The organism is Microcystis sp. M44BS1 (assembly GCF_020244875.1).
Taxonomy (GTDB): domain Bacteria; phylum Cyanobacteriota; class Cyanobacteriia; order Cyanobacteriales; family Microcystaceae; genus Microcystis; species Microcystis panniformis.
Genome location: NZ_JADBVM010000196.1, coordinates 1 through 25840 on the forward strand (window position 1 = coordinate 1; position 25840 = coordinate 25840).

General features: G+C 44.4%; 22 protein-coding genes. 12 read left to right on the forward strand and 10 right to left on the reverse strand.

The genetic code is table 11. From position 1 onward, the window contains the following. Positions 1-118: 118 nt before the first annotated feature. The 3 genes from IM515_RS15605 to IM515_RS15615 form a co-directional block, all read right to left on the reverse strand. A complete protein-coding gene (locus IM515_RS15605; protein ID WP_287695541.1) occupies positions 119-3286 on the reverse strand; it encodes a DUF559 domain-containing protein in 3168 nt (1055 codons plus the stop codon). A gap of 129 nt (positions 3287-3415) precedes the next feature. Then, positions 3416-4249: a photosystem II manganese-stabilizing polypeptide gene (locus IM515_RS15610; protein ID WP_002738218.1), complete on the reverse strand. Its 834-nt coding sequence runs from the start codon at positions 4247-4249 to the stop codon at positions 3416-3418. 91 nt (positions 4250-4340) lie between these two features. Beyond that, positions 4341-4544 carry a hypothetical protein gene (locus tag IM515_RS15615; RefSeq protein WP_287633104.1) on the reverse strand — a complete coding sequence of 68 codons (204 nt, stop codon included), beginning with the start codon at positions 4542-4544 and terminating at the stop codon, positions 4341-4343. A gap of 51 nt (positions 4545-4595) precedes the next feature. Here IM515_RS15615 and IM515_RS15620 point away from each other — a divergent pair, with 51 nt between their 5' ends. Together IM515_RS15620 and IM515_RS15625 are read left to right on the forward strand one after the other, a co-directional pair. Beyond that, positions 4596-4940, forward strand: coding sequence for a hypothetical protein (locus IM515_RS15620; protein ID WP_287630423.1), 345 nt, complete (start codon positions 4596-4598; stop codon positions 4938-4940). A gap of 246 nt (positions 4941-5186) precedes the next feature. Then, a complete protein-coding gene (locus IM515_RS15625; RefSeq protein WP_287630424.1) occupies positions 5187-6620 on the forward strand; it encodes a phosphoglucomutase/phosphomannomutase family protein in 1434 nt (477 codons plus the stop codon). Positions 6621-6662: 42 nt separating this feature from the next. Here IM515_RS15625 and IM515_RS15630 read toward each other — a convergent pair whose 3' ends face one another. Both IM515_RS15630 and IM515_RS15635 read right to left on the reverse strand, forming a co-directional pair. Further along, the gene (locus IM515_RS15630; RefSeq protein ID WP_287630425.1) at positions 6663-8018 is read right to left on the reverse strand and encodes a (Fe-S)-binding protein; all 1356 of its coding nucleotides are present in this window, start codon (positions 8016-8018) and stop codon (positions 6663-6665) included. A gap of 9 nt (positions 8019-8027) precedes the next feature. Next, complete coding sequence (locus IM515_RS15635; RefSeq protein ID WP_287630426.1) at positions 8028-9314, reverse strand: FAD-binding oxidoreductase; 1287 nt, start codon at positions 9312-9314, stop codon at positions 8028-8030. Between the two features lie 360 nt (positions 9315-9674). Here IM515_RS15635 and IM515_RS15640 point away from each other — a divergent pair, with 360 nt between their 5' ends. Both IM515_RS15640 and radC read left to right on the forward strand, forming a co-directional pair. Next, positions 9675-10862: an aspartate aminotransferase gene (locus tag IM515_RS15640; RefSeq protein ID WP_287630427.1), complete on the forward strand. Its 1188-nt coding sequence runs from the start codon at positions 9675-9677 to the stop codon at positions 10860-10862. A gap of 488 nt (positions 10863-11350) precedes the next feature. Beyond that, positions 11351-12082 carry a RadC family protein gene (gene radC, locus IM515_RS15645; protein WP_002767813.1) on the forward strand — a complete coding sequence of 244 codons (732 nt, stop codon included), beginning with the start codon at positions 11351-11353 and terminating at the stop codon, positions 12080-12082. A gap of 84 nt (positions 12083-12166) precedes the next feature. Here the strand turns inward: radC and IM515_RS15650 are convergent, their stop codons facing one another. After that, positions 12167-12457: a DUF4164 family protein gene (locus IM515_RS15650; protein WP_072927055.1), complete on the reverse strand. Its 291-nt coding sequence runs from the start codon at positions 12455-12457 to the stop codon at positions 12167-12169. Between the two features lie 503 nt (positions 12458-12960). Here IM515_RS15650 and purM point away from each other — a divergent pair. Then, positions 12961-13986: a phosphoribosylformylglycinamidine cyclo-ligase gene (gene purM / locus IM515_RS15655; protein WP_193959063.1), complete on the forward strand. Its 1026-nt coding sequence runs from the start codon at positions 12961-12963 to the stop codon at positions 13984-13986. 442 nt (positions 13987-14428) lie between these two features. Further along, positions 14429-17416, forward strand: a complete 2988-nt coding sequence (locus IM515_RS15660; protein WP_287630428.1) for an MGH1-like glycoside hydrolase domain-containing protein — start codon at positions 14429-14431, stop codon at positions 17414-17416. A 95-nt stretch (positions 17417-17511) separates the two neighbouring features. On the opposite strand, the gene cofH is transcribed toward IM515_RS15660, so the two are convergent. Together cofH and psb29 are read right to left on the reverse strand one after the other, a co-directional pair. Continuing rightward, on the reverse strand, positions 17512-18648 hold the full coding sequence (gene cofH, locus IM515_RS15665) for a 7,8-didemethyl-8-hydroxy-5-deazariboflavin synthase subunit CofH (RefSeq protein WP_287630429.1): 1137 nt from the start codon (positions 18646-18648) through the stop codon (positions 17512-17514). A gap of 137 nt (positions 18649-18785) precedes the next feature. Continuing rightward, complete coding sequence (psb29, locus tag IM515_RS15670) at positions 18786-19472, reverse strand: photosystem II biogenesis protein Psp29 (RefSeq protein ID WP_196219692.1); 687 nt, start codon at positions 19470-19472, stop codon at positions 18786-18788. Between the two features lie 69 nt (positions 19473-19541). Here psb29 and IM515_RS15675 point away from each other — a divergent pair, with 69 nt between their 5' ends. The 4 genes from IM515_RS15675 (at position 19542) to IM515_RS15690 (ending at position 21165) form a co-directional block, all read left to right on the forward strand. After that, on the forward strand, positions 19542-19727 hold the full coding sequence (locus IM515_RS15675; RefSeq protein WP_287698061.1) for a hypothetical protein: 186 nt from the start codon (positions 19542-19544) through the stop codon (positions 19725-19727). 146 nt (positions 19728-19873) lie between these two features. Beyond that, on the forward strand, positions 19874-20338 hold the full coding sequence (gene smpB / locus IM515_RS15680; protein WP_002732921.1) for an SsrA-binding protein SmpB: 465 nt from the start codon (positions 19874-19876) through the stop codon (positions 20336-20338). Between the two features lie 118 nt (positions 20339-20456). Further along, positions 20457-21005: a DUF2808 domain-containing protein gene (locus tag IM515_RS15685; protein ID WP_287630431.1), complete on the forward strand. Its 549-nt coding sequence runs from the start codon at positions 20457-20459 to the stop codon at positions 21003-21005. 22 nt (positions 21006-21027) lie between these two features. Beyond that, positions 21028-21165 (forward strand): hypothetical protein, encoded by a 138-nt coding sequence (locus IM515_RS15690; RefSeq protein WP_287633527.1) that lies wholly within the window; start codon positions 21028-21030, stop codon positions 21163-21165. A 17-nt stretch (positions 21166-21182) separates the two neighbouring features. Here IM515_RS15690 and IM515_RS15695 read toward each other — a convergent pair whose 3' ends face one another. After that, the gene (locus IM515_RS15695; protein ID WP_002767802.1) at positions 21183-21500 is read right to left on the reverse strand and encodes a KGG domain-containing protein; all 318 of its coding nucleotides are present in this window, start codon (positions 21498-21500) and stop codon (positions 21183-21185) included. Positions 21501-21767: 267 nt separating this feature from the next. Between IM515_RS15695 and IM515_RS15700 the strand changes: the two genes are divergently transcribed. Further along, positions 21768-21944 (forward strand): hypothetical protein, encoded by a 177-nt coding sequence (locus IM515_RS15700; protein WP_287633529.1) that lies wholly within the window; start codon positions 21768-21770, stop codon positions 21942-21944. Positions 21945-21976: 32 nt separating this feature from the next. On the opposite strand, the gene IM515_RS15705 is transcribed toward IM515_RS15700, so the two are convergent. Continuing rightward, positions 21977-24220, reverse strand: a complete 2244-nt coding sequence (locus IM515_RS15705) for an IMS domain-containing protein (protein ID WP_287630432.1) — start codon at positions 24218-24220, stop codon at positions 21977-21979. Between the two features lie 247 nt (positions 24221-24467). On the opposite strand from IM515_RS15705, the gene pdhA reads away from it, so the two are divergent. After that, the gene (pdhA, locus tag IM515_RS15710; protein WP_002761057.1) at positions 24468-25502 is read left to right on the forward strand and encodes a pyruvate dehydrogenase (acetyl-transferring) E1 component subunit alpha; all 1035 of its coding nucleotides are present in this window, start codon (positions 24468-24470) and stop codon (positions 25500-25502) included. The last annotated feature ends 338 nt before the right edge of the window (positions 25503-25840 follow it).

Sequence of the window (25840 nt, forward strand, 5' to 3'; positions counted from 1 at the left end):
GCCAAGCTTTTCTGGTCGGAACCCCCTAAGCCGAGTTTTCAAGGTGCTGCGCCGTCCACTTGGTTTTCGAGACTGGCCTTTTAATTCTAACGTAAAGCCAACCTAGAACGGCGGGGTTTCAGACCCAAAATTTCCGATGATAGGCTTCCCCGGCCGCTCTGTAAATGGGCTGTTCTGCGATCGCTCCGTTCTCCGGTCCGAATAGAAACGCCACCGGTTTCTGGGAGAGGGGAAGCTGGTTCAGGTTTACTTCTAGGGCCTCATCTACCACCTCCTCCAAGGTAGCACCTTCTAAATCACTAGCTTTGACCATTGCCTCAGCCGATAGATTCTGGGTTCTCGTTGGCTGTCGCACGTTGTTCAGGGTGATGGTGCGGTTCCCAGACAGACGCAAGAGGGGAGATTTCCGCAAAATTTCCAACATCCGTTCTTCATAAGAACCGCTATTCTCGATTACCACCGCTGCGCTTTCCGGTTCGTCTTCCATCTCCACCGGAGGCGGTATGGTTCCCTCGATGGTGAAGGGACTACACACCCGCACAATACTCTTATCTACTTCGGGACGGTCAACTAAGATTTCTGATTCTGGCGGTTCATTATTGGCGATACTTTTCAGGGTGATGTGTGGGACAATTCCCCCAATTTCTTCCCCTTTACTATTCTGTTTTCTCTTGTAGATAAAACCCCCCGCCGGTGAGTTATTATCTTTCAGTTCATACCAAGGAAAAGTGGCGGTTAATAGTCTCTGTCTGGCTAAGGCTAAGGGTACTCTACTGACATCACAGGTTATCCATCTTCTCCCCCATTGTTCGGCAACGTAGGCGGTTGTCCCACTTCCGCAATTATGCACAGTACAAACTTCAGTAATAAAAGAATGGACAGTTTCAATCTCTAAATCATAGACTGTTTCCGTAGTTATTTCCGATTTTAAATCTTTAATTTCACAGGGTATTTGTTCCCTGCCAAAATAAACAATATCACCGACTTTTAAAGTATCAGCCCGTCGCCATTCTTTGTAATGATCTTCTGAAGGTTCAACCGCAGCAAATGTGGCTTTAATTGTCTCTAATACTCCCGCCAAATTATGATAAATTTCTTGATTATTGAATCGCAAAATAGTTAATCCCAAAGAGTTTAAATAAGTATCTCTTTCTTGGTCATAAACTATCGCATCTGGCCTATAATGGCTATCTCCATCTACTTCAACAATACAACTCTTTTCTCTTGCATAAAAGTCGGTAATATAACGTCCAATAGGATGTTGACGGCGGAATTTAACTCCTAATTGATTTCCTTTGATTTCTTGCCATAATTTAGCTTCGGCTGGAGTAGCTTCTTTTCTCATTTCTCTAGCTAAACCAAAATTATTTTTAGGAATATGTTCCCAATTGCGATCGCCGCCATAACTGGTTGTCCGTTTTTGACATAAGACTCGATGATCTCCCGTTACCCAGAGGATTTGCTGACAAAGGTGGTGACGAATCCCGATCATTTTCCCTTGATGGGTTTTGCTGATAGTACGAAGAATCCGATGAGGTTGCAGATCGTGTCCGATGACATAATCTCCTGGTTGTAATTTTTCTATTTCTAAAGCCTCTAAAGCCCCCCCGATGTCGGGGGGGTTGGGGGGGTAGCTCCCCGGTATCTGCCCCCCCGATGTCGGGGTTGCCCCGTCTTGCCCCCCCGATGTCGGGGTTGCTCCGTCTTGCCCCCCCGATGTCGGGGGGGTTGGGGGGGTAGACCCCAGTATCTGAGATTTTACCCCCCCCTGCCCCCCCTTCAAAGGGGGGGAGTTAGTTGGTTGCTGGGGAATAAGGATTTTTGTACCTTTTCTTAGACAGGTGATATCTAATACTAAATCGCCTGGGTCGGTGGTCATTAAAATACATCTTTCTATTGCTTTATTGGATGTTTGAACGACATAGAATTTTTCACCTCCAACACTACTTCCAACATCTGTCCAATTATTTGCTATAGGAAAAGCCGGAAAATCATCAAAAAATCTTACATAATTTAGAGCATTGGAAGATGGAACAACTCTACCTGCTTTTATTAAAATTTGCATTGATGACTCTTGAGTCTTCCAGTACCCTTTTGGGTTATAAGTTTTTTCTCCTATAGTTACAGGATATTTACTTCCAGGACTTTGGCTGGTTAATGCTCCTAATCGAAATAGTCTTGCTCCTTTAGGGATAAGATCAGGATTAGCTAATTCTTCCTTTGTTATATTTCTTATAGTGCCATCTGATAGTTTTATTTTCTTGTAAGCACCTGCTCCCTGTCCACCAATACTTTTATCTAAAAAAAGTTGATTGTATTTAATTACTGATTTATTCTTGCTGTACCAGAGAATATAATCGGATATTGATGATAATAGGTTATCTGTTTGACCAGATGTTTTTACGAAAGTAATCAAACTAACAAAATTCTCCCCCCCAAAAACCTCATCCATCAATTCCCGAACATGATGAACATTCTCATCGGAAATCTGCACAAAAACACTACCACTATCAGTTAATAACTCCCGGGCTAACAACAAACGATCGCGTAAATAACTCAGATAGGAATGTAACCCTAATTCCCAAGTATCTCGATAAGCTTGCACCATCTCCGGTTCGCGGGTGAAATCATCGTCATCGTTGTGTTTAACATCGCGTTTTCTGACAAAAGGTTGAAAATTAGAACCAAATTTTACCCCGTAGGGAGGGTCAATATAAATCATCTGCACCTTACCCCCCATCCCCTCGTATTGCAGTAGGGAGTTCATCGTCAGCAACGAGTCACCGAGAATCATCCGGTTTACCCATTTATCGTGATATTCATAAGCTCGGAGAATCTGGTCAGTAATTGACCATTGAGGGTCATTAAATAGATTCAATTGTTCTCCCTTTTCCACCTTGTGGGATTTCAGGGTTTCAATAATTGCCCTAGTGGATAAACGTTCATGGACAAATAGGGGTAAAGTCGGCACTTGAAAAGATAATCTTTCGGCCTTTCCTGTCCAATTTAAAAACGGTTCACCGATTGCCTTGAGTTTACGCGCTGCTATTTTGGCGGTTTCTAAATCTTCGGCTGCGAGAATTTGCTCAATTAAGGCCTCAGCTTCTTCTCGTGCGGGGTTTTCATCCCAGTTTAACTCCGGGGACAAGGAGGAATCATAACGATAGGTGAAAGGGGGTTTTTTCTTCTTGAAGTGGGGTTCCGTGCCAATATCGGGGCGCTGGGGATGTTCCTCGCCATGGTTGTAACTTTTGGCTTCCGTTTTCTTGTTCGTCTTCTTGGGCATTAGCAACTCTTCCTCCATGGCGAGGTCAATCTTTATTTTAACCCTTGAATAACCCCAAGAGGGCTGAAAAAAAGCGAACTTCTCTAGGGAGAAATTCGCCTTAATTTCCAGAAATTCTGAATTTATTAATTAGGCACGAGCTTCGAGACGACCATAGAAAATGCCGCGAATTTTCACTTCTTCAGCATCTTTTGCCCCTAAATCGGTGTCGGAAGGCTGTTCACTTTCAAAAACACCAGCAAACTCGCCAGTAGAAGCGTCAACTTTAGTCACCTGTAAAGACATAGTACCTTTACCCAGTTCCGTCGCTTTGACGTTAGCACGCTGGAAATCTTGACTATCAGCACTAGCGGGTAAAGCGACAGCATTATCATAACCCGTCACCACACCCCGACCTTTGGGATCTAAGAAACCAGCACCACGATAGGAGGGAACTTTAAAGTCGCCTTCAAAATCCGTGGAACTGTTGATAGAGCTAAATCCAGCTTCGGTTTTGCCAGTGAAACCTTTAATGGTAAAGAAGAGGGGAACTCTTTCACCTCCGGGTAATTGTACGGTAATGGGTTGGAAATCAATACCGTCTTCTTCCTTGAGGGTTAAAACACCGTCTTCGCCTACGGTTAAGGTCGCTGTCATCTGTTCTAAACTGGTGGTATCTCTGGTTAAGAGTTTACCCGGGATAAAGGTGGCCGCTTCCCGCTTATTAATGGGTTCACCCTTGACAAAATATTCCTGGGGTTCCAAGCATAAATCTGTCACCACATAACTTTCGCCGCTTTCTAAGGGGAGAGTACCCCGGGTAAACTCGGAAATCTGCGGACATTTGTTAGCTAATCCAGTGTTTAAAATTTCATCATAGGTTAGCTCGTTTCTATTCAGGACGGCACTAGGCGCGTCGCTACAAGCTGTCAACACCCCTAAGCACAAGGCTAAAAAGGCAACTAACAAGGCACGAAATCTCATCTATGTCAACCTCTCTTTGTCAATCTTTACAATTACTACCCTTGATCTATAGCCTGATGAATTAGGCGCCAATTCACCGAAACCCAGTTTATCAAAGATCAGTGACCATTGAGAAGATGGGAGACAGGGGACGGCAGGCAGGAGATAGGAGATAGGTGGCAGTCCTGATGAAAAAATTTTCACCACCACAGATGAAAGAGGTTTCCTTCCCCACACCCCACTTCCCCACTTCCCCACTTCCCCACTTCCCCCACCCCACACCCTCTTTCAAGTCAGGAGGCTCTAAGTAACTCATAACTGATGACTGATATGATTGGTGTGACTGTTTTCAGATGCAGAAATTTCGATGAATAGCCGATTGCCGGGAGATAATAGCCAATTAGATAGCCAACTACATTCCCTTGTAACGACGGTGACAGCGATCGCCGAAGAACAGCAGGGAGATTGTAACGGTTTGTTAATGTTGCTGCGAACTTTAGAAAATTTACATCGGCAAATTCGCGAGCAGATGTTCGAGCCATCTTTACCCAATACCCGTAAGGACTTATACGGATTACTCCGGGATATCGAGGAAACCGGGGGATGGCCCTATATAGAACGGATGAAGTTACAAATGTTAATGGAAAAATTATTAGCCAGTGAAGTCGGTGCGCTCGATCTGGCAGCAAAAACCGATGATCGAGAAACCTGAAAAGGTATTGGGTTTTTAGGGTGTTGGGATGTTGGGGTGTTAGGGTGTTAGGGTGTTAGGGTGTTAGGGTTTTAGCTGAAATTCCCCATTTCCCCATTTCCCCCCGCAACGCGCACGAAGTGGTCTCCCCATTACCCCATTTCCCCATTTCCCCATTTCCCCATCTCCCCATCTCCCCCATTCCCTATCGCCAAGGGGTACGGAGCGGGTTACAGTATTGGGAAAATGGATATTTAGGGGTAAATCATGACCACCGTGAACCCGATTAAATTTGGAACCGATGGCTGGCGCGGGATTATCGCCGCCGATTTTACTTTCGATCGAGTCGCTCTGCTCGCTCCCTTGGCGGCTCAGGTTTTAGCGGATAATTATGGTCAGATCACGGGTTCGCGGACGATGATCGTCGGCTATGATCGGCGGTTTATGGCGGAGGATTTTGCTCAAACTGCGGCGGAATCGCTTCAAAAAGCCGGTTTTGATGTGCTTCTCTCCCAATCCTACGCTCCCACTCCCGCTTTTAGTTGGGCAGCTCGCTCAGAAAATGCTCTCGGTGCGATCGTGTTAACCGCCAGTCATAACCCGGCTAAATATCTCGGTTTGAAGGTTAAAGGTTATTTTGGTGGTTCTGTCTCGCCGGAAATTACCCAACAAATTGAAGCTTTATTGTCTAATCCGCCGCAATTTAAGGCCAATGCAGGTAAATTAAGCACTTTTGAGCCTTGGTCTGGTTATTGTCAGGGTTTACGCCAAAAAGTTAACATTGCCGCTATTGCCAACGCGATCGAATCGGGACAACTAAAAGTTTATTCCGATGTCATGCACGGTGCGGCGGCTACCGGTTTAGAGCGTCTTTTGGGGGTGGGGATCACGGAATTACGCGGCAATCGCGATCCTTTGTTCGGTGGCGGCTCTCCGGAACCTTTACCGAGAAATTTGAGGGAAATCATCGATAAACTGGCTCAGAGCGAAAATTTAGCCCCTTTGCGAGTAGGTTTGGTCTTCGATGGCGATAGCGATCGAGTGGCGGCGATCGATGGTCGGGGGAATTTTTTAAGCACCCAAAATCTCATCCCGATTCTAATCGAGCATTTAGCCGGCAAAAAGGGAATGAGAGGGGAAATTGTGAAAACGGTGAGCGGTTCCGATTTAATCCCCAAATTAGCCAGTTTATACGGTTTATCGGTCTTTGAAACCCCGATCGGTTATAAGTATATCGCCGATCGAATGTTGACCACTCCTGTGTTAATTGGTGGGGAAGAGTCGGGAGGTGTCGGTTATGGTACTCACATTCCCGAACGGGATGCTTTACTATCAGCTTTATACGTTTTGGAAGCAGTGGTAGAATCGGGCCAAGATTTAAGCGATCTTTACGCGCAATTACAGGATAAAACTGGTTTTCATTCTGAGTATGATCGTATTGATTTACCCCTAGCTAATATGGAAGCTCGCGCTCAGTTAATTACTGCTTTGGATAACGATCCCTTAAGGGAAATTGCCGGTAAACAAGTGACTGATTGTAATCCTATGGACGGTTATAAATTCCGTTTAGAAGATGGCAGTTGGTTGTTAATTCGCTTTAGTGGCACAGAACCGGTTTTGCGTCTCTACTGTGAATCTTCAACCCTCGATCGAGTTCAGGAAATGCTCGCCTGGGCCAAATCTTGGGCTACCTATATCTAATCTAATAGAAAAGGGTTTTCTTGAAGAAACCCCTTTTCTATTTTAGGAAATTTTCAGCCCGCGAATGGCATAATCTAATAATTCGATGGGATGAATAACGGGTGTATCTTTTCCCTGTAATTGTAGATGTTTTTTAATTTGTAGGGAACAACCCGGATTAGGAGAAGCAATCACCGCAGCCCCAGTATTTAATAAATTGCGTACTTTCTGCTGACCTAATTCATCGGCAGTATCTGGCTGTAGCATATTATAAACTCCGGCACTGCCACAACACAAGGCCGCATCGATAGGTTCTTTTAAGTTAATATTGGGGATTTTTTGCAATAATTGCCGTGGTTGCACGGAGATTTTTTGTCCGTGTAAAAGATGACAGGCATCTTGATAAACTAGGGTTAATTCTGTTTCGGTAATCGGCGATAAATCAGCAGTTAATCCCACTGCTGCCAAAAATTCTTGAGCATCGCGTACTTTAGCCACAAACTCCTCAGCCTTATCTTTATATTCAGGATCATCGGCTAAAATATGATGATATTCCTTGAGAGTATGACCACAACCCGCCGCATTAATAATAATATAATCAACCTCGGTTTCTGCGAAACTATCGATCATTTGTCTGGCCAAACTTTGTGCTTGTTTTTCCTGTCCTTGATGTGCGGGTAAAGCGGCACAACAACCCTGGGTTTTTGGGATAACCACTTCACAACCATTGGCAGTTAAAACCCGCACTGTCGCTTCATTTACTGGCGAGAAAAAGAGTCTCTGCACACAACCTAAAACTACTCCCACCCGATAGCGTTTTTCAGTTTGGGAGGGAATAACATCGGCATAGTTTTTAAACAGAGAATTTAGAGTAATTCTGGGCAAAATTGATTCCATAGCCGCTAGACGGGGAAAGAGCATTTTTAAGATACCCGATTTCCTGACTAGGGTTTGTAATCCTAGGGTTTGATATAACCAGAGGAAAGGTAAAAATAATTTGAGACGGACGGGATAGGGAAAGAGATTAAAAATGAGAAAACGAATAATTTTATCTTTAAAACTGCGGGGTTGATTGCGTTCCACTTGCGGACGAACTGCGGCGATTAATTGATCGTATTGTACTCCCGATGGACAGGTACTAACACAGGCTAAACAACCTAAACAAGTATCAAAATGTTGGCTAGTGGTTTCGTCTAAAACTGCTTCCCCTTTATTGATGGCATTCATCAGATAAATTCTGCCCCGGGGGGAGTCCATTTCTTTGCCAATCACTCGATAACTGGGACAGGTAGATAGACAAAAACCACAGTGAACACAACTATCGATTAATTCTTGGGCAGGGGGATTCTTGGGGTCAAATCCTTGATTTTTTTGGTCGATTAATTCTTGAAAGTTAACGGAATGTTCGGAGGTTTGCATAATTTTTAATTAGATTTTGTTAAGAAAGCGTTCAGGACTAAAAATACCGTGAGGATCGAATTTAGTTTTTAGGGTTTTCATCATGGTAATTGCGTTACCTGTATAGCCCCAAGGTTCAATTTTTTCTTTTAGCGATGGCGGCGCAGTTAACACCGTTAAATAACCCTGATTGGCACTGCATAAAGAGCGAATTTTGTCAAGATTTTCCTCCGATTTTAAGATAACTTTACCCACCCCACTACTAATATTAATCGAGGCTAGTCCGTTAATTTGGTCGATCACTAGAGCTAAATTGCTAGGTAATAATCCTATTTTGCCGAAAAAAATGCCCTCTTGGTCATAATTATCGATTGTTTTTCGGTATCTTTGCCCTAGAGAAACTTCTTCCTCATCCCGATAATAATTAGTCTGACAATCTAACTGTTGCCCTAAATAACTCACCTGTTGCGATTGTTCGCTAATACTTTCGGGAATGCTTTGAAAACGCAGCAGTAAAGCGACTTTTTCCCCTAATCCTAGTGCTTGCGTCATCCCTGGGTTTAAACATTCAGCCACGGTGGGAGTTAAGGCCGATTGCCGAATAACTTGACTCAATTTGCTAATATTTTCGCTATTTCCAGTGATTATCAGGGTTTCTGAGTTAGCAGTTTCGGGATACAGTCGTAGGGTAATCTGATCGATAATCCCTAAAGTGCCGTAGGAACCCGTAAATAGCTTCATCATGTCGTATCCCGCCACATTCTTGACCACACGCCCTCCAGCTTTAGCAATCTCGCCATCGTGACGGATAAAGGAGAATCCTAGGATCAGATCCCGGACACCACCGTATCTTTGCCGCCATGTTCCCGCGTCGGCTGTGGCTATAATACCGCCAATCGTGGCATTATCGGCGTAACTGGGATCAAGAGGAAGAAATTGACCGCTAGGAGCTAAAAAAACCTGTAAATCCGCTAGTTTAAGCCCAGCTTGCACGGTTATAGTTAAATCTCCCCTAGCATGGTCAATAATCCGGTTGAGATTTTGGGTACTAACTAAAATATCGGGCGACTCGACTAACCCACCCCAATCTAATTTACTGCCTTGACCGTAGGCCAGTAAAGACAGACGATTTTCGTTGGTAAAACGCACCAGAGAGGATAAAGCGGTTGTATTAGCGGGATAAACTATAATTTCAGGACTTTTGCCCCTAATTGCCCTTGATAATCTTTCTTGTTCCTCTTTTGGCACTTGTGGCCAGGCAATAACCGTCGTGTCGGCGGGTAAAATAGAAGTTATCTGAACAGCAATCGCAGTCATATTTGAGAAAAGAATTGAGGAGTGAGGAGTCAGGACTTACCGGCGGATAATGCCGAAGAATGGGGGTAATGCTGGGGCTAATCAGTAATTTTGGGCCTCTATTAATCAGATTACCTTAGTTTGGCTCTCCATCTCCGGTGTCGGGCAATTCTAGCCATACTGAGACACAAAGAAGTCAGCTAATAACTAACTGCAAAGTAGCTGGTTATAATTAAATTAAAAATGGATTTTAGGTTCGATCCCCCCTTAATCCCCCCTTGATAAGGGGGGTATCTGACAACTTTTAACGCCTACCTACTTAAATTAGCCATACACTCGTGCGATAATGTTAGATTACCTCGATCAGTAAGCCAAGAAGTAATGAGTGTAAATTGGACGAATAGCCGCGCCAAGCGATTAAGTGCCTTACCCCCCTACGTTTTCGCCCGCTTGGATGAATTAAAAGCCTTAGCCCGCAAAGAAGGACTAGATTTAATCGATTTAGGTATGGGCAACCCGGACGGTCCTGCCCCGCGTCCAGTTATCGAAGCGGCCATTCAAGCTTTTGAAACCTCCCAATTTCACGGTTATCCCCCCTTTGAAGGAACCGCCAGTTTCCGAGAAGCGATCGCTAAATGGTATGATCGCTCTTATGGTGTGGAACTCAATCCCGATAACGAAGCTTTACCCTTGCTAGGTTCCAAAGAGGGCCTATCTCACCTGGCCCTAGCTTATGTTAACCCCGGCGATGTGGTCTTAGTTCCCAGTCCCGCCTATCCCGCCCATTTTCGCGGTCCTTTGATTGCTGGGGCGACGCTATACCCAATAATCTTAAAAGCGGAACAGGATTGGCTGATAGATATCGATTCTATCCCCGAAGATGTGGCTAAACAAGCGAAAATCCTCTATTTTAACTATCCCAGTAATCCCACCGCCGCCGTTGCCCCCCTGGAATTTTTTGAAAAAATCGTTGCTTGGGCCCGGCAATATGAGATTATGCTCGTCCACGATCTCTGTTATGCTGAATTGAGTTTTGATGGTTATCAGCCCACCAGTTTATTAGAAATTCCGGGGGCAAAAGAGATTAGTGTAGAATTTCATACCCTCTCGAAAACCTATAATATGGCCGGGTGGCGCGTCGGTTTTGTCGTGGGCAATGCCGATATTATTCAAGGGTTACGCACCCTGAAAACTAATCTCGATTATGGCATCTTTTCCGTCATCCAAAAGGCGGCCGAAACCGCCCTACAACTGCCGGATGAATACGTCAAACAAGTACAGGAAAGATACCGGCAGCGACGAGATTTTTTCATCAAAGGTTTGGCGCAATTAGGTTGGGATATTCCCCCCTCTAAGGCGACAATGTATCTCTGGGTCCCCTGTAGCGTCGGTATGACTTCCACGGATTTCGCCCTCAGCGTCCTCCAAAAAACTGGTGTCGTGGTCACTCCGGGCAATGCTTTTGGAGAGGGAGGGGAAGGTTATGTGCGCGTCAGTTTAATCGCCGATATCCCGCGATTAGGGGAAGCTTTACAGCGCCTCGAAGATGCGGGAATTCGCTATCAGTAAGGAGAATTTTGGGTGCATTTCATTTTTGTAAATCTACCAATTGGGATTTTTACGGGGAAACTCTCGGCTAAAATCGGGCATCATACTAAATCCGTTGAGTATAGGCTACTTATAAAGAGAGGCACTCATGCAAGAGGCACTGATGCAAAACGGAGAATAAATAATCAGTTTTTAATAACCGGATTTAGTATTACTTCCGATTTTATCACTCAATCCAAGCTTTTGGGGGGTTCTACCCCCCAAACCCCCCGTTGGGGACGCAAGCGCCGTCCCCAAACCCCTCGCGCATTAGTTTTTCGGTGGGATGCTTACACGCAGCTGCTGATACATTTGTAATCATCTAAGAGTCACTGATAATTGCTGATTGTCGGTATTCCTGCATAAGTGAGATGCACCCAAAATTTTTCCCCTTGATTTACCCGCCAAATCCCTCTAGGCACTGGCTAAAATTGTATGATGGAATTTTATCGCGGTAGCTTGCCACTTCCATGACCTACAGCTTGAGAATTGCCGATATTCCCGTCAGTGAAAGACCAAGGGAACGTTTAATCAGTGTCGGGGCGAAAAACCTCAGTAACGCCGAATTATTAGCGATTTTACTAGCTACAGGTCAAGGTAAGGGGAAACTCTCGGCGGTGGGTTTAGGACAGCATATTCTCAACGAATTGAGTAAATATCGCCGGGATCCTTTGGACGTTTTGAGGGATATTCACCCCCAGGAATTAACCGCTATTCATGGCATTGGACCGGCTAAGGCTACTACTATTCTAGCGGCGATCGAATTGGGAAAACGAGCTTTTCAACGACGACCGACGGAAAAAATGGTTATCGATAGTCCCGATACCGCTGCCGCTATCCTTGGACACGAACTAATGTATCAGTCTCAGGAACGTTTCGCCGTTATTTTACTCGATGTCAAAAATCAGTTAATCGCACTAAAAGTGATTACTATCGGCACAGCTACAGAAACACTGGTACATCCGCGAGAAATCTTTCGAGAAGTAGTGAAACAATCAGCTACTAAGTTAATTATCGCCCATAATCACCCCACTGGGTCACTTGCGCCTAGTCAAGACGATATTTTACTCACAGAACAATTATTACAGGGAGCTACCTATCTAGCCATTCCTCTCCTAGATCATTTGATCCTCGGTAATGGCAACTTCCAAAGTCTTCGCCAAATCACGGATCTTTGGGAAAAATATCCCCAAGAAGATTGACAGAAAAGACACTCGATCTTTGTAGTTTAATTTTTTAGCCGTTTCAATTGGGCGTTAATTTCTTCAAACATTATGCGATCGCTGTCAAGGATTGGGGAGAAAACCAAAAATTTTGGCCGCTCCTCCTAAAATGGCAACAACCAAAGCTATCAGAATCCCCCGATTGGTAAATTCCTGATCAGCGACTCTTGCAGTTAACCCTTTAATTTCTGCGGTTAGTCGCTCATCTAAAGCTTTAATGTCCCCTCTTAATTCTGATTGTCCTATCTCTAGCTTGTTTAAACGCTCGTTGACATCTCTTTGTAAAAAGTCGATTTTCCCCTCAATCCTTGTCAAGACAGCCTCAAGGGAATAAGTGACCGTTTCGTTAGACATTTTGCTAAACTCCTAATTAATTAGGGCTTGCTGAATAAATGTGAAATGTAGGCAAGGTAAGAGTTTTGTGGCTTTTCTTGCGAAACAGGTGCAAGATTTTGAGATAATCGTGCTTCAAAACCTGGCATCTTGAGCGGCGATTGCGTCCTGTAGGGGCGAAGCATTCGGGTAATAACCTATCGGTGAAACCGTAGATTTTCTATCCGAATGCTTCGCCCGTACTTTTTCAGCAAACCCTAATTAAGCAATCTCAATTAATTGTTAGATAGTGGCGCAGGCTTCTGGTTCTTTGTATTTTATCTTTAATTGTAACCAGCTACTTAGTCGATGAGTCGATCATAGGTGCTGCGTTACGACGGATTCTCACCTTCGAGTCAAAGCAGCAATTTTGGCCGTCTCGCGCACCCTTTCCTCCCCACTTCCCAATTCATAATTCATAATTCATAATTCCCATGGGACCGAAATCTGGGTAAAATTTGAGAGATACAATCGGTCAATTGGGCATGGATTATAAAGAAGCGGGCGTGGATGTGGAAGCGGGACGCGCTTTTGTCGAGAAAATTCGCCAAAATGTGGAAAGTACCTTCCGTCCCGAAGTTATCGGCGGTTTAGGCGGTTTTGGCGGCTATTTTCAGTTACCTTCCGGTTATCGGCAACCGGTGTTAGTATCGGGAACTGATGGTGTGGGAACCAAGCTGAAAATTGCCCATAGTCTCAATTGCCATGATACGGTGGGAATTGACCTCGTGGCCATGTGCGTCAACGATGTCTTAACCTCCGGGGCTGAACCTTTATTTTTCTTGGATTATCTCGCCACCGGTAAACTGGAAGCGTCACAGTTAGCGGCGGTGGTATCGGGAATCGCTAGGGCCTGTCGTGATAGTGGTTGTACTCTTTTGGGAGGGGAAACGGCGGAGATGCCGGGGTTTTATTCGGCCGGAGAGTACGATTTAGCAGGTTTTTGCGTCGGTATTGTCGAAAAAAGTCAATTACTCGACGGCAGTAAGGTGCAAATCGGCGATGTGGCTATCGGTTTAGCCAGTAGTGGGGTTCACAGTAACGGTTTTAGTCTTGTTCGTAAGATTATCGACACCCAGGGCTTAAATTGGCAAGATTGCCCCGAAATTTTGGCTGGCTCTAGCTTAGGTGAAGTTTTGTTAACTCCCACTAGACTTTATGTTAAACCTGTGCTAGAACTTTTGCGCTCTGGGTTAGATATTCACGCCATGGCCCACATTACTGGGGGTGGCATCCCGGAAAATTTGCCCCGCTGCTTAGGTAAAGGGCATTCTGTGCAGATTTACCGCAAAAGTTGGCCGGTTTTGCCGATTTTTCACTGGTTAGCCCAGATGGGATCGGTTAATTCCGAAGCCATGTTTAATACTTTTAATATGGGTATCGGTTTTGTGATCATTGTCCCATCGGCTCTGGCGCAATTGACTATTAATCAACTACAATCCTCTGGGATTAATGCCTACCAAATCGGCGAAGTGATTGCCGGCAAGGGGGCAATTGTTGGGCTTGATTAAAGTTAGTTCAGGCTAAGAAGATTTTGCCATGAATTCCACCAAAAAATCAGGTTGACTGGCTGGGATAGCAGCAGAGTTTCGGCCTATCCCCAACCCAATTTATATTAAGTTTTTTTACTTAAGTAGTTATACTTAGTTTGCTTCTCGATAGAATCAAGTCAGAACCTCATAAGGCACTTTTTCAGAGAAAAGGAGGTTATAGCCATGCAAGAAATGCCTATCTCCCAACTCTTAGGGTAGCGGTGGTCTGGGGAAAAGCTGCTGGTGACTGGAGCTTCGGGATTTAAAGGCAGTTGGTTATTTGACGCTCCCCGAAGTGCTCATGGGAGGGATTCTTGGTTCAACAAGTCCACCATACCAAGTACCTAAGTACAGGACAAAAAATATAGGGACTGCAAAAAGCTAAGTACAGGACAAAAAATGAAGATAAAGGAGAAAAGTCATGTTTACAATTCAAGATACCCAAAAAGATAATTCCTTCGTGGCAGCTCGGAAACAAACTGAAGAATACAAACGCTTGCAAGAAGTCCGTGAACAAAATATCCCTTGGAAAAAATGGGGTCCCTATTTAAGCGATCGCCAATGGGCAACTGTCCGAGAAGATTATAGTCAGGATGGTAGTGCTTGGAGATATTTTGATTACGAGCAATCTCGTTCTCGTGCCTACCGTTGGGGAGAAGATGGAATATTGGGAATTTCTGATGAGCGTCAGCGTCTATGTTTTGCCCTAACCCTTTGGAATGAAGAAGATGAGCTTTGGAATGAAAAAGATCAGCATTCCGAAAAGCATCTCAAAGAAAGATTTTTTGGTTTAACAGGATTCGATAGCTGGCCTAATCAAGGAAATCACATGGAAGATGTCAAGGAATATTACTTTTATCTAGATAATAACCCCACTCATTCTTATATGAAGGCATTGTATAAGTATCCTTATGAATTTCCTTATAAGAAGCTCATTCAAGAGAATAATAAACGAGGAGATGCTAAGTATAGTCGAGGAGAGGAACACCCTGAATATGAGCTAATTGATACAGGTTGCTTTGACAATAATAGTTACTTTGATGTTGTTATTGAATATGCCAAGAAGACTCCTGAAGATATTTTAATTAAAATTACTGTTTGGAATCGAGGCTCTGAAGCTCATCCACTACATATTTTACCTACTCTCTGGTTTCGTAACACTTGGTCTTGGTTGGGAGATGCAGAAAGGGAAAAACAAAAACCAAGTTTGCAGAAAGTTGCCAATAATGTAGCTACTATTAAAGCCCATCATAGTGAGTTAGGTGATTATTATCTCTATTGTCAAGGAGATACTCCTCTGTTATTTACTGAAAATGAAACTAACAACGAACGCATTTTCCATACTCCTAATGCGAGTAAATATGTTAAGGACGGAATCAACAATTATGTCGTTAATCAAGAGCTAGATAAAGTCAACCCTGAACAGAAAGGGACAAAAGCAGCCGCTCACTATAACCTCACTATTGAAGCTGATAAACCTCAAGTGATATGGTTGCGCTTGACAGATATTGCGCCGGATCAACTACCTGATGCTAATCCTTTTGGAAGTGATTTTGAGAAGGTTTTTGACAAGCGCAAAGAAGAAACTGACGCATTTTATCAAGCTATTACTCCTTCAGATTTTCCAATTTCAGATGAGGAACGACAAGTTCAACGACAGGCATTTGCAGGAATGCTATGGAACAAGCAATTTTATTACTATATAGTTCAAGATTGGCTCAAAGGAGATTGGTCATATCAAGACAGAAAGTGGCATAAAATATACCCCTCAGATAGCCTACCAGATAAAGCACAATCCGACACTAGAAAATTTAACTCCAAATGGACTCATCTACATAATGAAGACATAATTTCTATGCCAGATAAATGGGAATATCCCCAGTATGCTGTCTGGGATTCAGCTTTTCATGCTGTTACTTTTGCTTTAATAGACCCAGATTTTGCTAAAGAACAATTGTGTCTATTTTTAGAAGATTGGTATATCCATCCTAATGGACAGTTACCATCTTTTGAATGGAACTTTAGTGAAGGTAATCCACCTGTTCACGCTTGGGGAGCTTGGCAAGTTTATCAAATTGAGAAACGTATGTATGGTTTTTCGGACAAAGATTTCCTAAGAAAAATATTTCACAAGCTGAATAGTAACTTTAATTGGTGGTTAGAAGTTCAAAAAATACCTGAAAATAATCTTTTTAGTGGAGGCTTTTTAGGACTAGATAATATCAGTCTCATAAATCGCAGTCACTTTAAAACTGATGACGTAAAAATTGAACAAGCAGATGGAACAAGCTGGATGGCTATGTTCTGCTTAAATATGCTGAGAATTGCCATAGAGTTAGGAAGTCAAGACCCATCTAGCGAAGAGATGGAAGCTGCAACCAGGTTCCTCAAAGAATTCCTTAATATCGCCAATGCTATCAATGATATTACTGAAAAAAATAGAACGCATTTGTGGGATCAGAAGGATGAATTCTATTACGATATTCTCAGTATTGTTCAGGAAAATTTGACCCTAGAGTTTCCCTTGAAGTATCGTTCATTAGTCGGTTTAATTCCCCTATGTGCGATTGATATTTTTGAATCCGAAAGTCAGGAATATCAAAACCAGATAATCGATGCTTTTAAATCTAAGTTCTCTAACCCTAATTCATTGTCCCAATTGTTCTTGCCAGGAACCGACTTTGATTACTTGAGAGGAAAATATGAAAGTTTCTACATCGCAGACAAGCACAATCATAATAATAACCTAGAGATGTATTTGTCAATTGTTGACTTTGATAAGTTGCAATCAATCGTCAAAAAGCTACTGGATAAACAGGAGTTTTTGAGCGACTATGGTATTCGCAGTCTTTCAAAAGTTCACGATCCTAACTCTGAGTTTGGTTCACCTTACTCGATTCCTTGCTTCATGAAAGATATGTATGACAGTGTTTTACCTTCCAGAATTCTCTACGAACCAGGAGAAGCAGGGAACTCTCCTGTACATACAGGTAATTCTAATTGGCGCGGTCCAATATGGTTTCCTGTGAATTTTCTAATCATTGATTCGCTTTATAAGTTTCATAATTACATTCATGACTGTCTAGGAGATGAGTTTAAAGTGGAGTTTCCCACTGGAGAACGTGGAAGAAATACTCTTGAACAAGTAGCGGTAGAAATATCCAAACGCTTAATCCGTATTTTCCTGCCTGACGGGTCAGGGAAACGACCAGTTTACGGAGATAACCCAAAACTTCGTGAGCTTTTCAAAACCCCTGATGGCCAGGATTTAATACTGTTCTACGAGTATTTTCACGGAGATACCGGTCAAGGACTGGGAGCAAGCCATCAAACAGGTTGGACAGGACTCGTAGCTAATTTGATCTATCAGGTCGGAGAATATAACTATCTCAATAGCGTACCTTCTTAATACTCAATTAACGTCAGTCGGACGGGAGAAGGAAAGTTTTAGCCTGAATCCCGGATCAAGCTTTCAGCTAATCCAGGATTCGGGTTAAATAGACTTTAATAGATTGTATCCCGTTGACGGGCGGGGCGATCGAGGGATTTAATCGCCGTTGCTAATTCCTCGACGGTCAAACAAGTACCGCCCACAGCCCCGGCCATAGTGGTAATATGTTCTTCCATGAGAGTACCACCGAGATCGTTGCAACCCCAGTTTAAGGCTTCTGTCGCCCCCTGTAAGCCCAATTTTACCCAACTGGGTTGATGATTTTTAATGCTATTGCCCAAATAAATCCGCGCCACTGCTGTTAACTTTAATGTATCGGCTAAAATTGGTTGATCCCGTCCGACTCGATTTCTCAGGGGTTTGGGGGCCGATTGTCCCACAAAAGGCAATAAAATAAATTCGGTGATTTTAGCCGGATAATTATTTTCTAGGGCGATTTCTTGCTGTTTTCTAATTTTTTCAAGGTGCTGCACCTGTTGGCTAGGGGTTTCAATATGACCGCAGAGCATGGTACTGGTGGTATGTAACCCCAAGCGATGGGCAATACCGACTATTTCTAACCAAGTGGCGGCATCGATTTTTTCTGGACAAATTACCCGTCTTACCTCATCCACTAACACCTCGGCAGCCGTCCCCGGTAGAGAATTCACTCCTGCTTCTTGCAGGGAAGCGATAACTTTTTCGTAACTTAAACCGTCTTCCCTAGCGATAAATTGGACTTCTTGGGGCGAAAAAGCGTGTAAATGCAGGTTTGGAAAGGCTTGTTTCAGGTTTTTAACAATTTCGAGGTAATAGTCTAAGGAATTGCCCTTAATCTTGGCTTTTGGGTTTAATCCTCCCTGCATACAAATTTCTGTGGCCCCACGACGGACAGCATCCGTCGCTTTAGCGATAATTTCCTCTAAATTAAGCCAGAAGGCCCCCTCTTCATTTTCATCGCGTCTGAATGCACAAAAACTGCAATGCTGCTCACAAATGTTACTAAAATTAATGTTGCGATTGATCACGTAGGTGACGGTATCTCCCACCTGTTGACGACGCAAAAAGTCGGCCGTTTCCCGAATCTGGGCAATTAAACGGTTATCGGTAGTTTCTAGCAAGATAATCGCTTCTTTTGCCGATAAATTTGCCCCTGACCGCGCTTTTGCCAAAATATCGGTTACGGGTGCGGTGATGGAGGAGTTAGTCACGGGAAATAAATATTGAGGGTTGCCGATCCTAATTGTAGAACGAGGTCAGAAGGAACAGTAAAGAAAGAGAGCCGATTTAATCCTTTTTCTGTTCCCTATTCCCTTGTCTGCACGCGGTAATTTCCGGTTGAGAGCCTTTATTGCGGGGTGGTTTGTTTTTCCTGTTCTTTTTGTTGACGTTTTTTCTTTTCTGCTTCTAGAGCATCTTCAATAACCTTGAGCAGCTGATCCATTTTATCGAGATTACCGCGATAAACATCGAGGTCTTTTTGCAGTTTCTCGCTGGAGAGATGCAGAATTTCTGAGAACTTTTGCAAAATTGGTTCGCGTTTTTCTTTTTCCTTGATTATGTCTGGTTGTGCTTCGGCTAAAATAGTATAAAGACCGATGGCAAACAGGCGACTATACTTAAACTTAGGCGCATTAATCACCGAAACTAGACTATCAGACAACTGATTGTTACCACCGAGAGCAGGGTTTTGCAGTTGGGAAAGCAAGGAATCAATATTAGTTTCTTTGGCAATAGCGATCATATTTTCGGCATCACGACGATAGACTTCGGGATTACCGTTAACCGCTTGGCACAAAGCATTAAAAATATTCGGTTTATCCTCCCCCGGACGATAGCCTTCCATGAACTTCTCGAAAGAAGTAACCACACCAAGGGCATAAATTGGATCATAATGGAAATCTACATTAACGGAGAGCAGGTGCATCTCAACTAATAATTCCTCAACCACGCGCCGATATACCGAATTGATGGGGCGGGTGTGGCGAGTATAAAAATCACGCTTACTATCGGAAACAGTACGAATTTTGTCCACAGAACCAAACTTCATAAAAATTTAACACTGCTCTCATTTTCCCCCTTCTCGTTCCCCCTGACAAGGCCGGTGATCACCAAAGAGCCGCCAGCAGTCAGTCCAGAGAGAGCAAAAGAGCGAGTAAGATGGGGAAATGGGGAAATGGGGAAATGGGGAAATGGGGAAATGGGGAAATGGGGAAATGGGGAAATGGGGAAATGGGGAATTTCAACTAAAACCCTAAAACCCCAACACCCTAAAACCCTAAAACCCTAAAACCCTAAAACCCTAACACCCTAAAACCCTAACACCCTAAAACCCCAACACCCTAAAACCCCAACACCCTAAAACCCTAAAACCCCAACACCCCAACACCCTAAAACCCCAACACCCAACAGCTTTTTCACTTTTCACTTGACTATATGGCCAATCAAGACGACAAAATCAAAATTATCACTGATAACCGGCAAGCACGCCATCTCTACGAGATTTTAGAGACTTTTGAAGCGGGGGTGCAGTTGCTGGGGACCGAGGTTAAATCTGTGCGCGCTGGTAAGGTGAACCTGCGGGATGGTTACGTTTTAGTCCGCAATGGTGAAGCGGTGTTAATTAATGTTCATATTTCCCCCTACGAACAGAGTAGCGAATATTTTAATCACGATCCGCGCCGGACGAGAAAATTGTTGATGCACAAAAAGGAAATCAGCAAACTCATCGGTCAAGTGGAACAGAAAGGCTTAACTCTTGTGCCTTTGAAGATGTATTTTAAAGGTAGTTGGGTAAAAATCAGCATTGGCCTCGGTAGAGGCAAGAAATTACACGATAAACGCGAAGATTTGAAACGTCGTCAGGATCAACGGGATATGGCGCGAGCGATGAAGCGTTAATCAAGACACTTATCGGACTGGCAAAGGTCTAGGTAAGAAACGAGCGAGTTTTGTTAGAGTTGAACTGTATTAGGCTCCTTGCGGCCATCACCATCCCCCTCACCTTGGGTTAAAATTTATGTTAAAACTCTTGACAAAAGTAATTAAATATGCTAGGACACCCGCTTTGATCGCTCTATCCTTAGGGGTGGGTGCGGGAATTATTTTACCAAAAATAACTTTAGCCAATGGCAACCCCGGCCTAACAATTTTTAGTGGAGTCGATCGCAAGGATATCTTAGATTATTTCTTGCAATTTGGTGGTCGTCCCAGGCAAATGGATCGTTATAAATTCTATATTCCGCCGAAAAAACTCTCCCAAGGGGCTTCAGCTTTTTTTATTTCCTATCCCGATTATTTTAACGGCCAGTTTGACACCAATAAAATCGAGGTACGCATCAACAACAAATCTTTACCTTTAAAGGAAGTGGTTTGGGACAAGGATAGTCGCATTATTCAAATTGTCCCCGAACAAGCGATCGATCCCACCAGCAAAGTTGAAATCGTCATGTCTAATGTCAGAAATCCCGAATTAGGCACTTATTACTTTACCTGTGATGTGACTGCCTCTGGCAATATTCCCGTCCGTCTCTACGTCGGTACTTGGATTGTCAGTATCGAACCTTAAAGTATTTATTGGGAATAGGGAAATGGGGAAATGGGGAAATGGGGGAATGGGGGAATGGGGAAATGGGGGAATTCAACTAAAACCCCAACACCCCAACACCCTAAAACCCCAACACCCCAACACCCTAAAACCCCAACACCCTAACACCCTCTCAGTCTGAGAAAAAGTCAAGAAAAGTCAACTATTTGCCTCCGAGTTGCTGAAATCTGAGGAATTTTCACCTATAGACTCGTTGGTTGGGTAATTTTCTTCGGAGTTTAAGTTTTTGCGACTGCCTTTGTGGGAATTTTTACCCCCTTCCCGTCCAATAGCTGCCATGTGGGCGCGATCCCGGCTAACTGCTTCACCACCCTTTCGTCCCGCTTCGCGAGCTTCTTCGGAGGTAAATTCGTGGGCTGTACCTTTTTGATGAGCAGCTTTACCACCTTTACTAGCGATTTCCCTTTGTTTAGCTTGATCCATAGAGGCAAAACCGCGTTTACTCTTACCTGTCATAATATCCCTCCTTGTGAATGCTGATTTTAAAAGTTCTTAAAGACTTATGCGAGACTTTTAAAAGATCAAAATCATGGTCTTGTGGGTGGGCAAAACATTGAGATTGCCCCGCTTTTTCCTCTAAGAACTATGGATTCCTACCTAGTATCATAACTCATTAGCTTGACTTCTAGGGAACCAATGACAGCAATCAAAGAGCAGATTTTATGTTAAAAAATATTAAGGGAATCGAGTATTTATCAGTCTAAAGATATAGAAGTTATCTTAATGGTGAGGTACAAAGTTTTCCTTTGGGGGGAGTCGGTCTTCAGTTATCAGTTATCAGTTATCAGTTATCAGTTATCAGCTTTTTTCTCCCTGCTCCCTTCTCCCCACTTCCCCACTTCCCCACTTGCCACTGAAAAGGCTGCCATGCAGCCTTTATTGGGTGTGCGGGCAGCCTAAAGCCTAGTTTTTGGGGATTTAATCGGGAAAAATCAGGGTAAGACTTGGGTTTTTTCGATCAACCATTTATCTCCTTGCCGTACCAAATCATAGCGCAGGTTCAAGGACTCATTATAGGAACGATTGACAATTTCCTTGCCATTATGGAAATACATGGCCTTTTCGTTTACTGTCGCTTCCACCGTGGCTAAATTAGGATTTTTCGCATTATTAGTGACCGATCGCACATCCACCTGATGATCGTAGCGCCAATAGTTATTTCCCTGTAAAGCCGCCGCCCGTTTTTGCCAAATTTCCAAAGCTGAACCCGTTAAAACCTCTTTCAATTGCTCTTTTTGGTGTTCACTGCCAAAAGCGGCCGATTTTGCTGCTAACCAAGCTTGAATCGTCTCCTTAGCCGTTTCCTTGCCTAAGGGATTCCCTTCCATAACCTCTGCGTTAGCCGAAGGAATTTCTAGTATGGGAGTATTTAAAGAAATCGGTAACTGTTCCCCTTGTAAGGCTGCCAAAGGAGATTGACTATCGACAATGGCCCTCACCCCCAAGGACAAAACTGCGAGCGTTCCCACTAATCCTACCCCCAATATTGCCACTCGATCGAGTCGTAGTTTTCTGCGGGCCGGTCGTCTCCGTTTCGGTGCGACTAGGGCAGTTTTTACCGTTTCTGGGGCTGCCGGCTGGGAGTTGCCCGCTGCTGGGGGGCGCGAGCGACGGGGACGACGACGGGGGGGATTAAGTGCCGGTTGACGATAGGCTGCTGTCACCACCACACTGCCCTGAGTATAGGGGGTGAAAGTTTCCTCCTGAGCAGTGGCTCTCAGGGCAGGTACAGCAGTGCCTGTCCGCTCACCGTTAGCTCTAGCTAAAGACGGTTTTTGGGGACGAGAGTGGGAAGAATAAGCAGATTCCCTCATCGGTGTCGCTCCTGGCACTGGGTTTAAATGGGTGGGGGGGGTGTGGGTTTTGAGAACATTTACTTCCGATTTTAAAGGTTCGCCAACCTTTTCTTGAACCGACACGGGAACTTTTTCGTCAGGAAAACCTGACAATTCTTCTAAATAATTTTGTACCTCTTCCTCGGCAAAATACTCTTTTAGTGAGGCTTTCCGCTCAACCAAATCACTAAAATGGCAGAAAACTTCTGTTTGTAACCAACGCTCACCGTAACGACATAACCCTGGTAAAAGATCGGGAGATTGCCCGGATTGTTCCTTAATATAATTTAATATTTCTTGCTCTTGACTTTTTTCTAAAATTGTGCTTGCTTGTTCGGTTTGACCGAGCAGTAGGGCGCAGATCGATCGCTCGAGGGAGACATCCTGATGTTTTTGTAATTGCTGTAGGCGATCGCTGGCTGCCACAATAGCGGCGGGTTGTTTTTGGGCGAAACCGCGGGCAATCAAGGCATAAACCAACAGATAATTACCCACCGACGAGGGGCGTTGTGCCTCTTTTGCCCAGATTTTTTCCTGTTCGGCCTGAGTTAAATAAACCCGCAACTGTTGAATAAAGCGTAAAAAATTATCCACCCCTAACCCAGAGCGATCATCACCCTGGCCATCGATGCCGCCGCGAGCTTCTAACATCTCTTCCAAGAGATTCAAGCCGCGCTGACGGGCAAGACTAGGTTTTTTTTCCTGGGATAACAATTCCAGAATCCGGTAGGGACGCAAGCGATCGCAATCATGGCGAATCTCGCTGGCCACTTGCGGGAACATTTGTTCTTGTTCCAACCAAGTCAGGGCCTTGGATGCGGTGCTGGCCGCCTGTTCATAATTTTTATCCTGCCAATATTCCCGACTCAATTCCCCGTAGGCCAAAGCCAAGGTTAAGATCATGTCTGGGCGAGTAGTTGGCTCTAAATCTAGATAAGTTTCGGCCAAACGAATCACTAACTCGTATTCTCCCAACTCTTGCAGGATGAGCAAAGCTCCCACCAGATCGGCGGGGGCAATGGTAATCTGGGGAGTGGGATATTCTGGAGAAGCGGCAGCCACCTCCCCAGCCTGAGAATCTAGGTTTTCGGCGCTGCTTTCTGGGTTGAGAAGCAAGGGATTGGGATCAAAAAATTGAGCATCGTAATCACGACGGCGATCCGCAGCACTTAACACTTGGTAAGCTTCATCTAACAAGTGCTGACGGGCAATGATCGCTGTTTGACTGTATTCTTGCTGCGGCAATTGCCGTCCCCGGTCGGCGTGGGCCAAATCAATCTGCTCGGCACTCACCTGAAAGGGGATTCCCAATATCCTGTAGTAGTCGAGAGGAATTCGCACGGTTAGCTGTACCTCAACTCTGGAGAGTCCTCAGTGAATTAAGTGATGTAAGTGAGAGCGGAGCGAGTAAAATAACAAGATACCATCTTATCCTAGCCAATCTCTGACTGACTAAGATTAGATTTGAGAGAGAAAATACTAAGAACCCCTTGGTTTAAGACCAAAAAATTCACTGCCAGAATTCTCGAAAAATCTACCGCTTCCTCTCCCCTTGCCTTTTTGTTGTCTAAATGATACTACAGACCCTATGATTTCCGAACGTACTTTACCAACCTTTAATCCTGCTTCCATCATTATTACCAAAGCTGAAGGTCTTCGCCTATACGAGGATATGGTTTTGGGGCGGATGTTTGAAGATAAATGCGCCGAAATGTATTATCGAGGCAAAATGTTCGGTTTTGTCCACCTCTACAACGGTCAAGAAGCGATATCTAGCGGTATTATTAAAGCCTTGCGTCAGGGAGAAGATTACGTTTCTAGCACCTATCGCGATCACGTCCACGCCCTCAGTGCCGGAGTTCCCGCTCAAGAGGTAATGGCGGAGTTATTTGGCAAAGCTACCGGCTGCAGTAAAGGACGGGGCGGCTCCATGCATATGTTCTCCGCCGAACATAAGCTTTTGGGGGGTTACGCTTTTGTGGCCGAGGGGATTCCCGTCGCAACCGGGGCGGCTTTTCAAAGTAAATACCGTCGGGAAGCCATGGCCGATGCCAGTGCCGATCAGGTAACGGTTTGTTTCTTTGGGGATGGGGCGAGTAATAATGGCCAGTTTTTTGAGTGTCTGAATATGGCCGCCCTCTGGAAGTTGCCGATTATCTATGTGGTGGAAAATAATAAGTGGGCGATCGGGATGGCCCACGATCGAGCCACTTCTCAACCAGAAATCTATAAAAAAGCCAGTGTTTTTAGTATGGTCGGTGTGGAAGTGGACGGTATGGATGTGGTGGCCGTTCATGCCGCTGCCAGAGAAGCCGTGGCCCGCGCCCGCGCCGGTGAGGGGCCGACTTTAATTGAGGCCTTAACCTATCGTTTCCGGGGTCACTCTCTAGCAGATCCCGACGAGTTACGCAGTGCTGACGAGAAACAATTCTGGGGCGAAAGAGATCCGATCACGCGCTTTGCCGCCTACCTCTACGAGCGAGATCTGGCCACGAGAGAAGAATTAAAAGAAATCGAGGAGAAAATTCAAGCTGAAATCGAAGCAGCGGTTAAATTTGCCGAATCTAGCCCCGAACCCGATCCTAGTGAACTAACTCGCTTTATTTTCGCTGAAGACGAGTAATTTCAGTGATCAGTTACCAGTTATTCAGATTTGAGTAATCAGTGATCACTGATTACTTAAGGTATTCTGTCACTAACCCCGCCCTAAAAGCGACGGGGCTTGCCTAGACCAATTTAGGCGACGCAAGTAGAGACTACCGCATCGAGACACAATCTGGCCCAGACCTCCGAATACTTCCCTAGTTCGGATTCCCTCTCAGCTTTATTGGTAAAGCGTTGTTAGACAAGACATCTTGATTGTGTTGCGGTAAGGGACTTTAACTTTACTCTTAAGGATTATCTCCATGGCAAGAGTTCCTGTTATTTCAAAAGACGGAAAACCGTTGATGCCCACCAAAC

Bases quoted from the DNA above. Each gene is read 5' to 3' on its own strand.
- IM515_RS15640 (WP_287630427.1), top strand. From the start codon at position 9,675: ATGAGTGTAAATTGGACGAATAGCCGCGCCAAGCGATTAAGTGCCTTA.
- IM515_RS15615 (WP_287633104.1), bottom strand. From the start codon at position 4,544: ATGAGTTACTTAGAGCCTCCTGACTTGAAAGAGGGTGTGGGGTGGGGG.
- IM515_RS15625 (WP_287630424.1), top strand. From the start codon at position 5,187: ATGACCACCGTGAACCCGATTAAATTTGGAACCGATGGCTGGCGCGGG.
- IM515_RS15610 (WP_002738218.1), bottom strand. From the start codon at position 4,249: ATGAGATTTCGTGCCTTGTTAGTTGCCTTTTTAGCCTTGTGCTTAGGG.
- purM (WP_193959063.1), top strand. From the start codon at position 12,961: ATGGATTATAAAGAAGCGGGCGTGGATGTGGAAGCGGGACGCGCTTTT.
- IM515_RS15620 (WP_287630423.1), top strand. From the start codon at position 4,596: ATGAATAGCCGATTGCCGGGAGATAATAGCCAATTAGATAGCCAACTA.
- pdhA (WP_002761057.1), top strand. From the start codon at position 24,468: ATGATTTCCGAACGTACTTTACCAACCTTTAATCCTGCTTCCATCATT.
- IM515_RS15695 (WP_002767802.1), bottom strand. From the start codon at position 21,500: ATGACAGGTAAGAGTAAACGCGGTTTTGCCTCTATGGATCAAGCTAAA.
- radC (WP_002767813.1), top strand. From the start codon at position 11,351: ATGACCTACAGCTTGAGAATTGCCGATATTCCCGTCAGTGAAAGACCA.
- IM515_RS15635 (WP_287630426.1), bottom strand. From the start codon at position 9,314: ATGACTGCGATTGCTGTTCAGATAACTTCTATTTTACCCGCCGACACG.
- IM515_RS15685 (WP_287630431.1), top strand. From the start codon at position 20,457: ATGTTAAAACTCTTGACAAAAGTAATTAAATATGCTAGGACACCCGCT.
- IM515_RS15690 (WP_287633527.1), top strand. From the start codon at position 21,028: ATGGGGAAATGGGGAAATGGGGGAATGGGGGAATGGGGAAATGGGGGA.
- IM515_RS15630 (WP_287630425.1), bottom strand. From the start codon at position 8,018: ATGCAAACCTCCGAACATTCCGTTAACTTTCAAGAATTAATCGACCAA.
- IM515_RS15605 (WP_287695541.1), bottom strand. From the start codon at position 3,286: ATGCCCAAGAAGACGAACAAGAAAACGGAAGCCAAAAGTTACAACCAT.
- IM515_RS15700 (WP_287633529.1), top strand. From the start codon at position 21,768: ATGGTGAGGTACAAAGTTTTCCTTTGGGGGGAGTCGGTCTTCAGTTAT.
- smpB (WP_002732921.1), top strand. From the start codon at position 19,874: ATGGCCAATCAAGACGACAAAATCAAAATTATCACTGATAACCGGCAA.
- IM515_RS15650 (WP_072927055.1), bottom strand. From the start codon at position 12,457: ATGTCTAACGAAACGGTCACTTATTCCCTTGAGGCTGTCTTGACAAGG.
- IM515_RS15660 (WP_287630428.1), top strand. From the start codon at position 14,429: ATGTTTACAATTCAAGATACCCAAAAAGATAATTCCTTCGTGGCAGCT.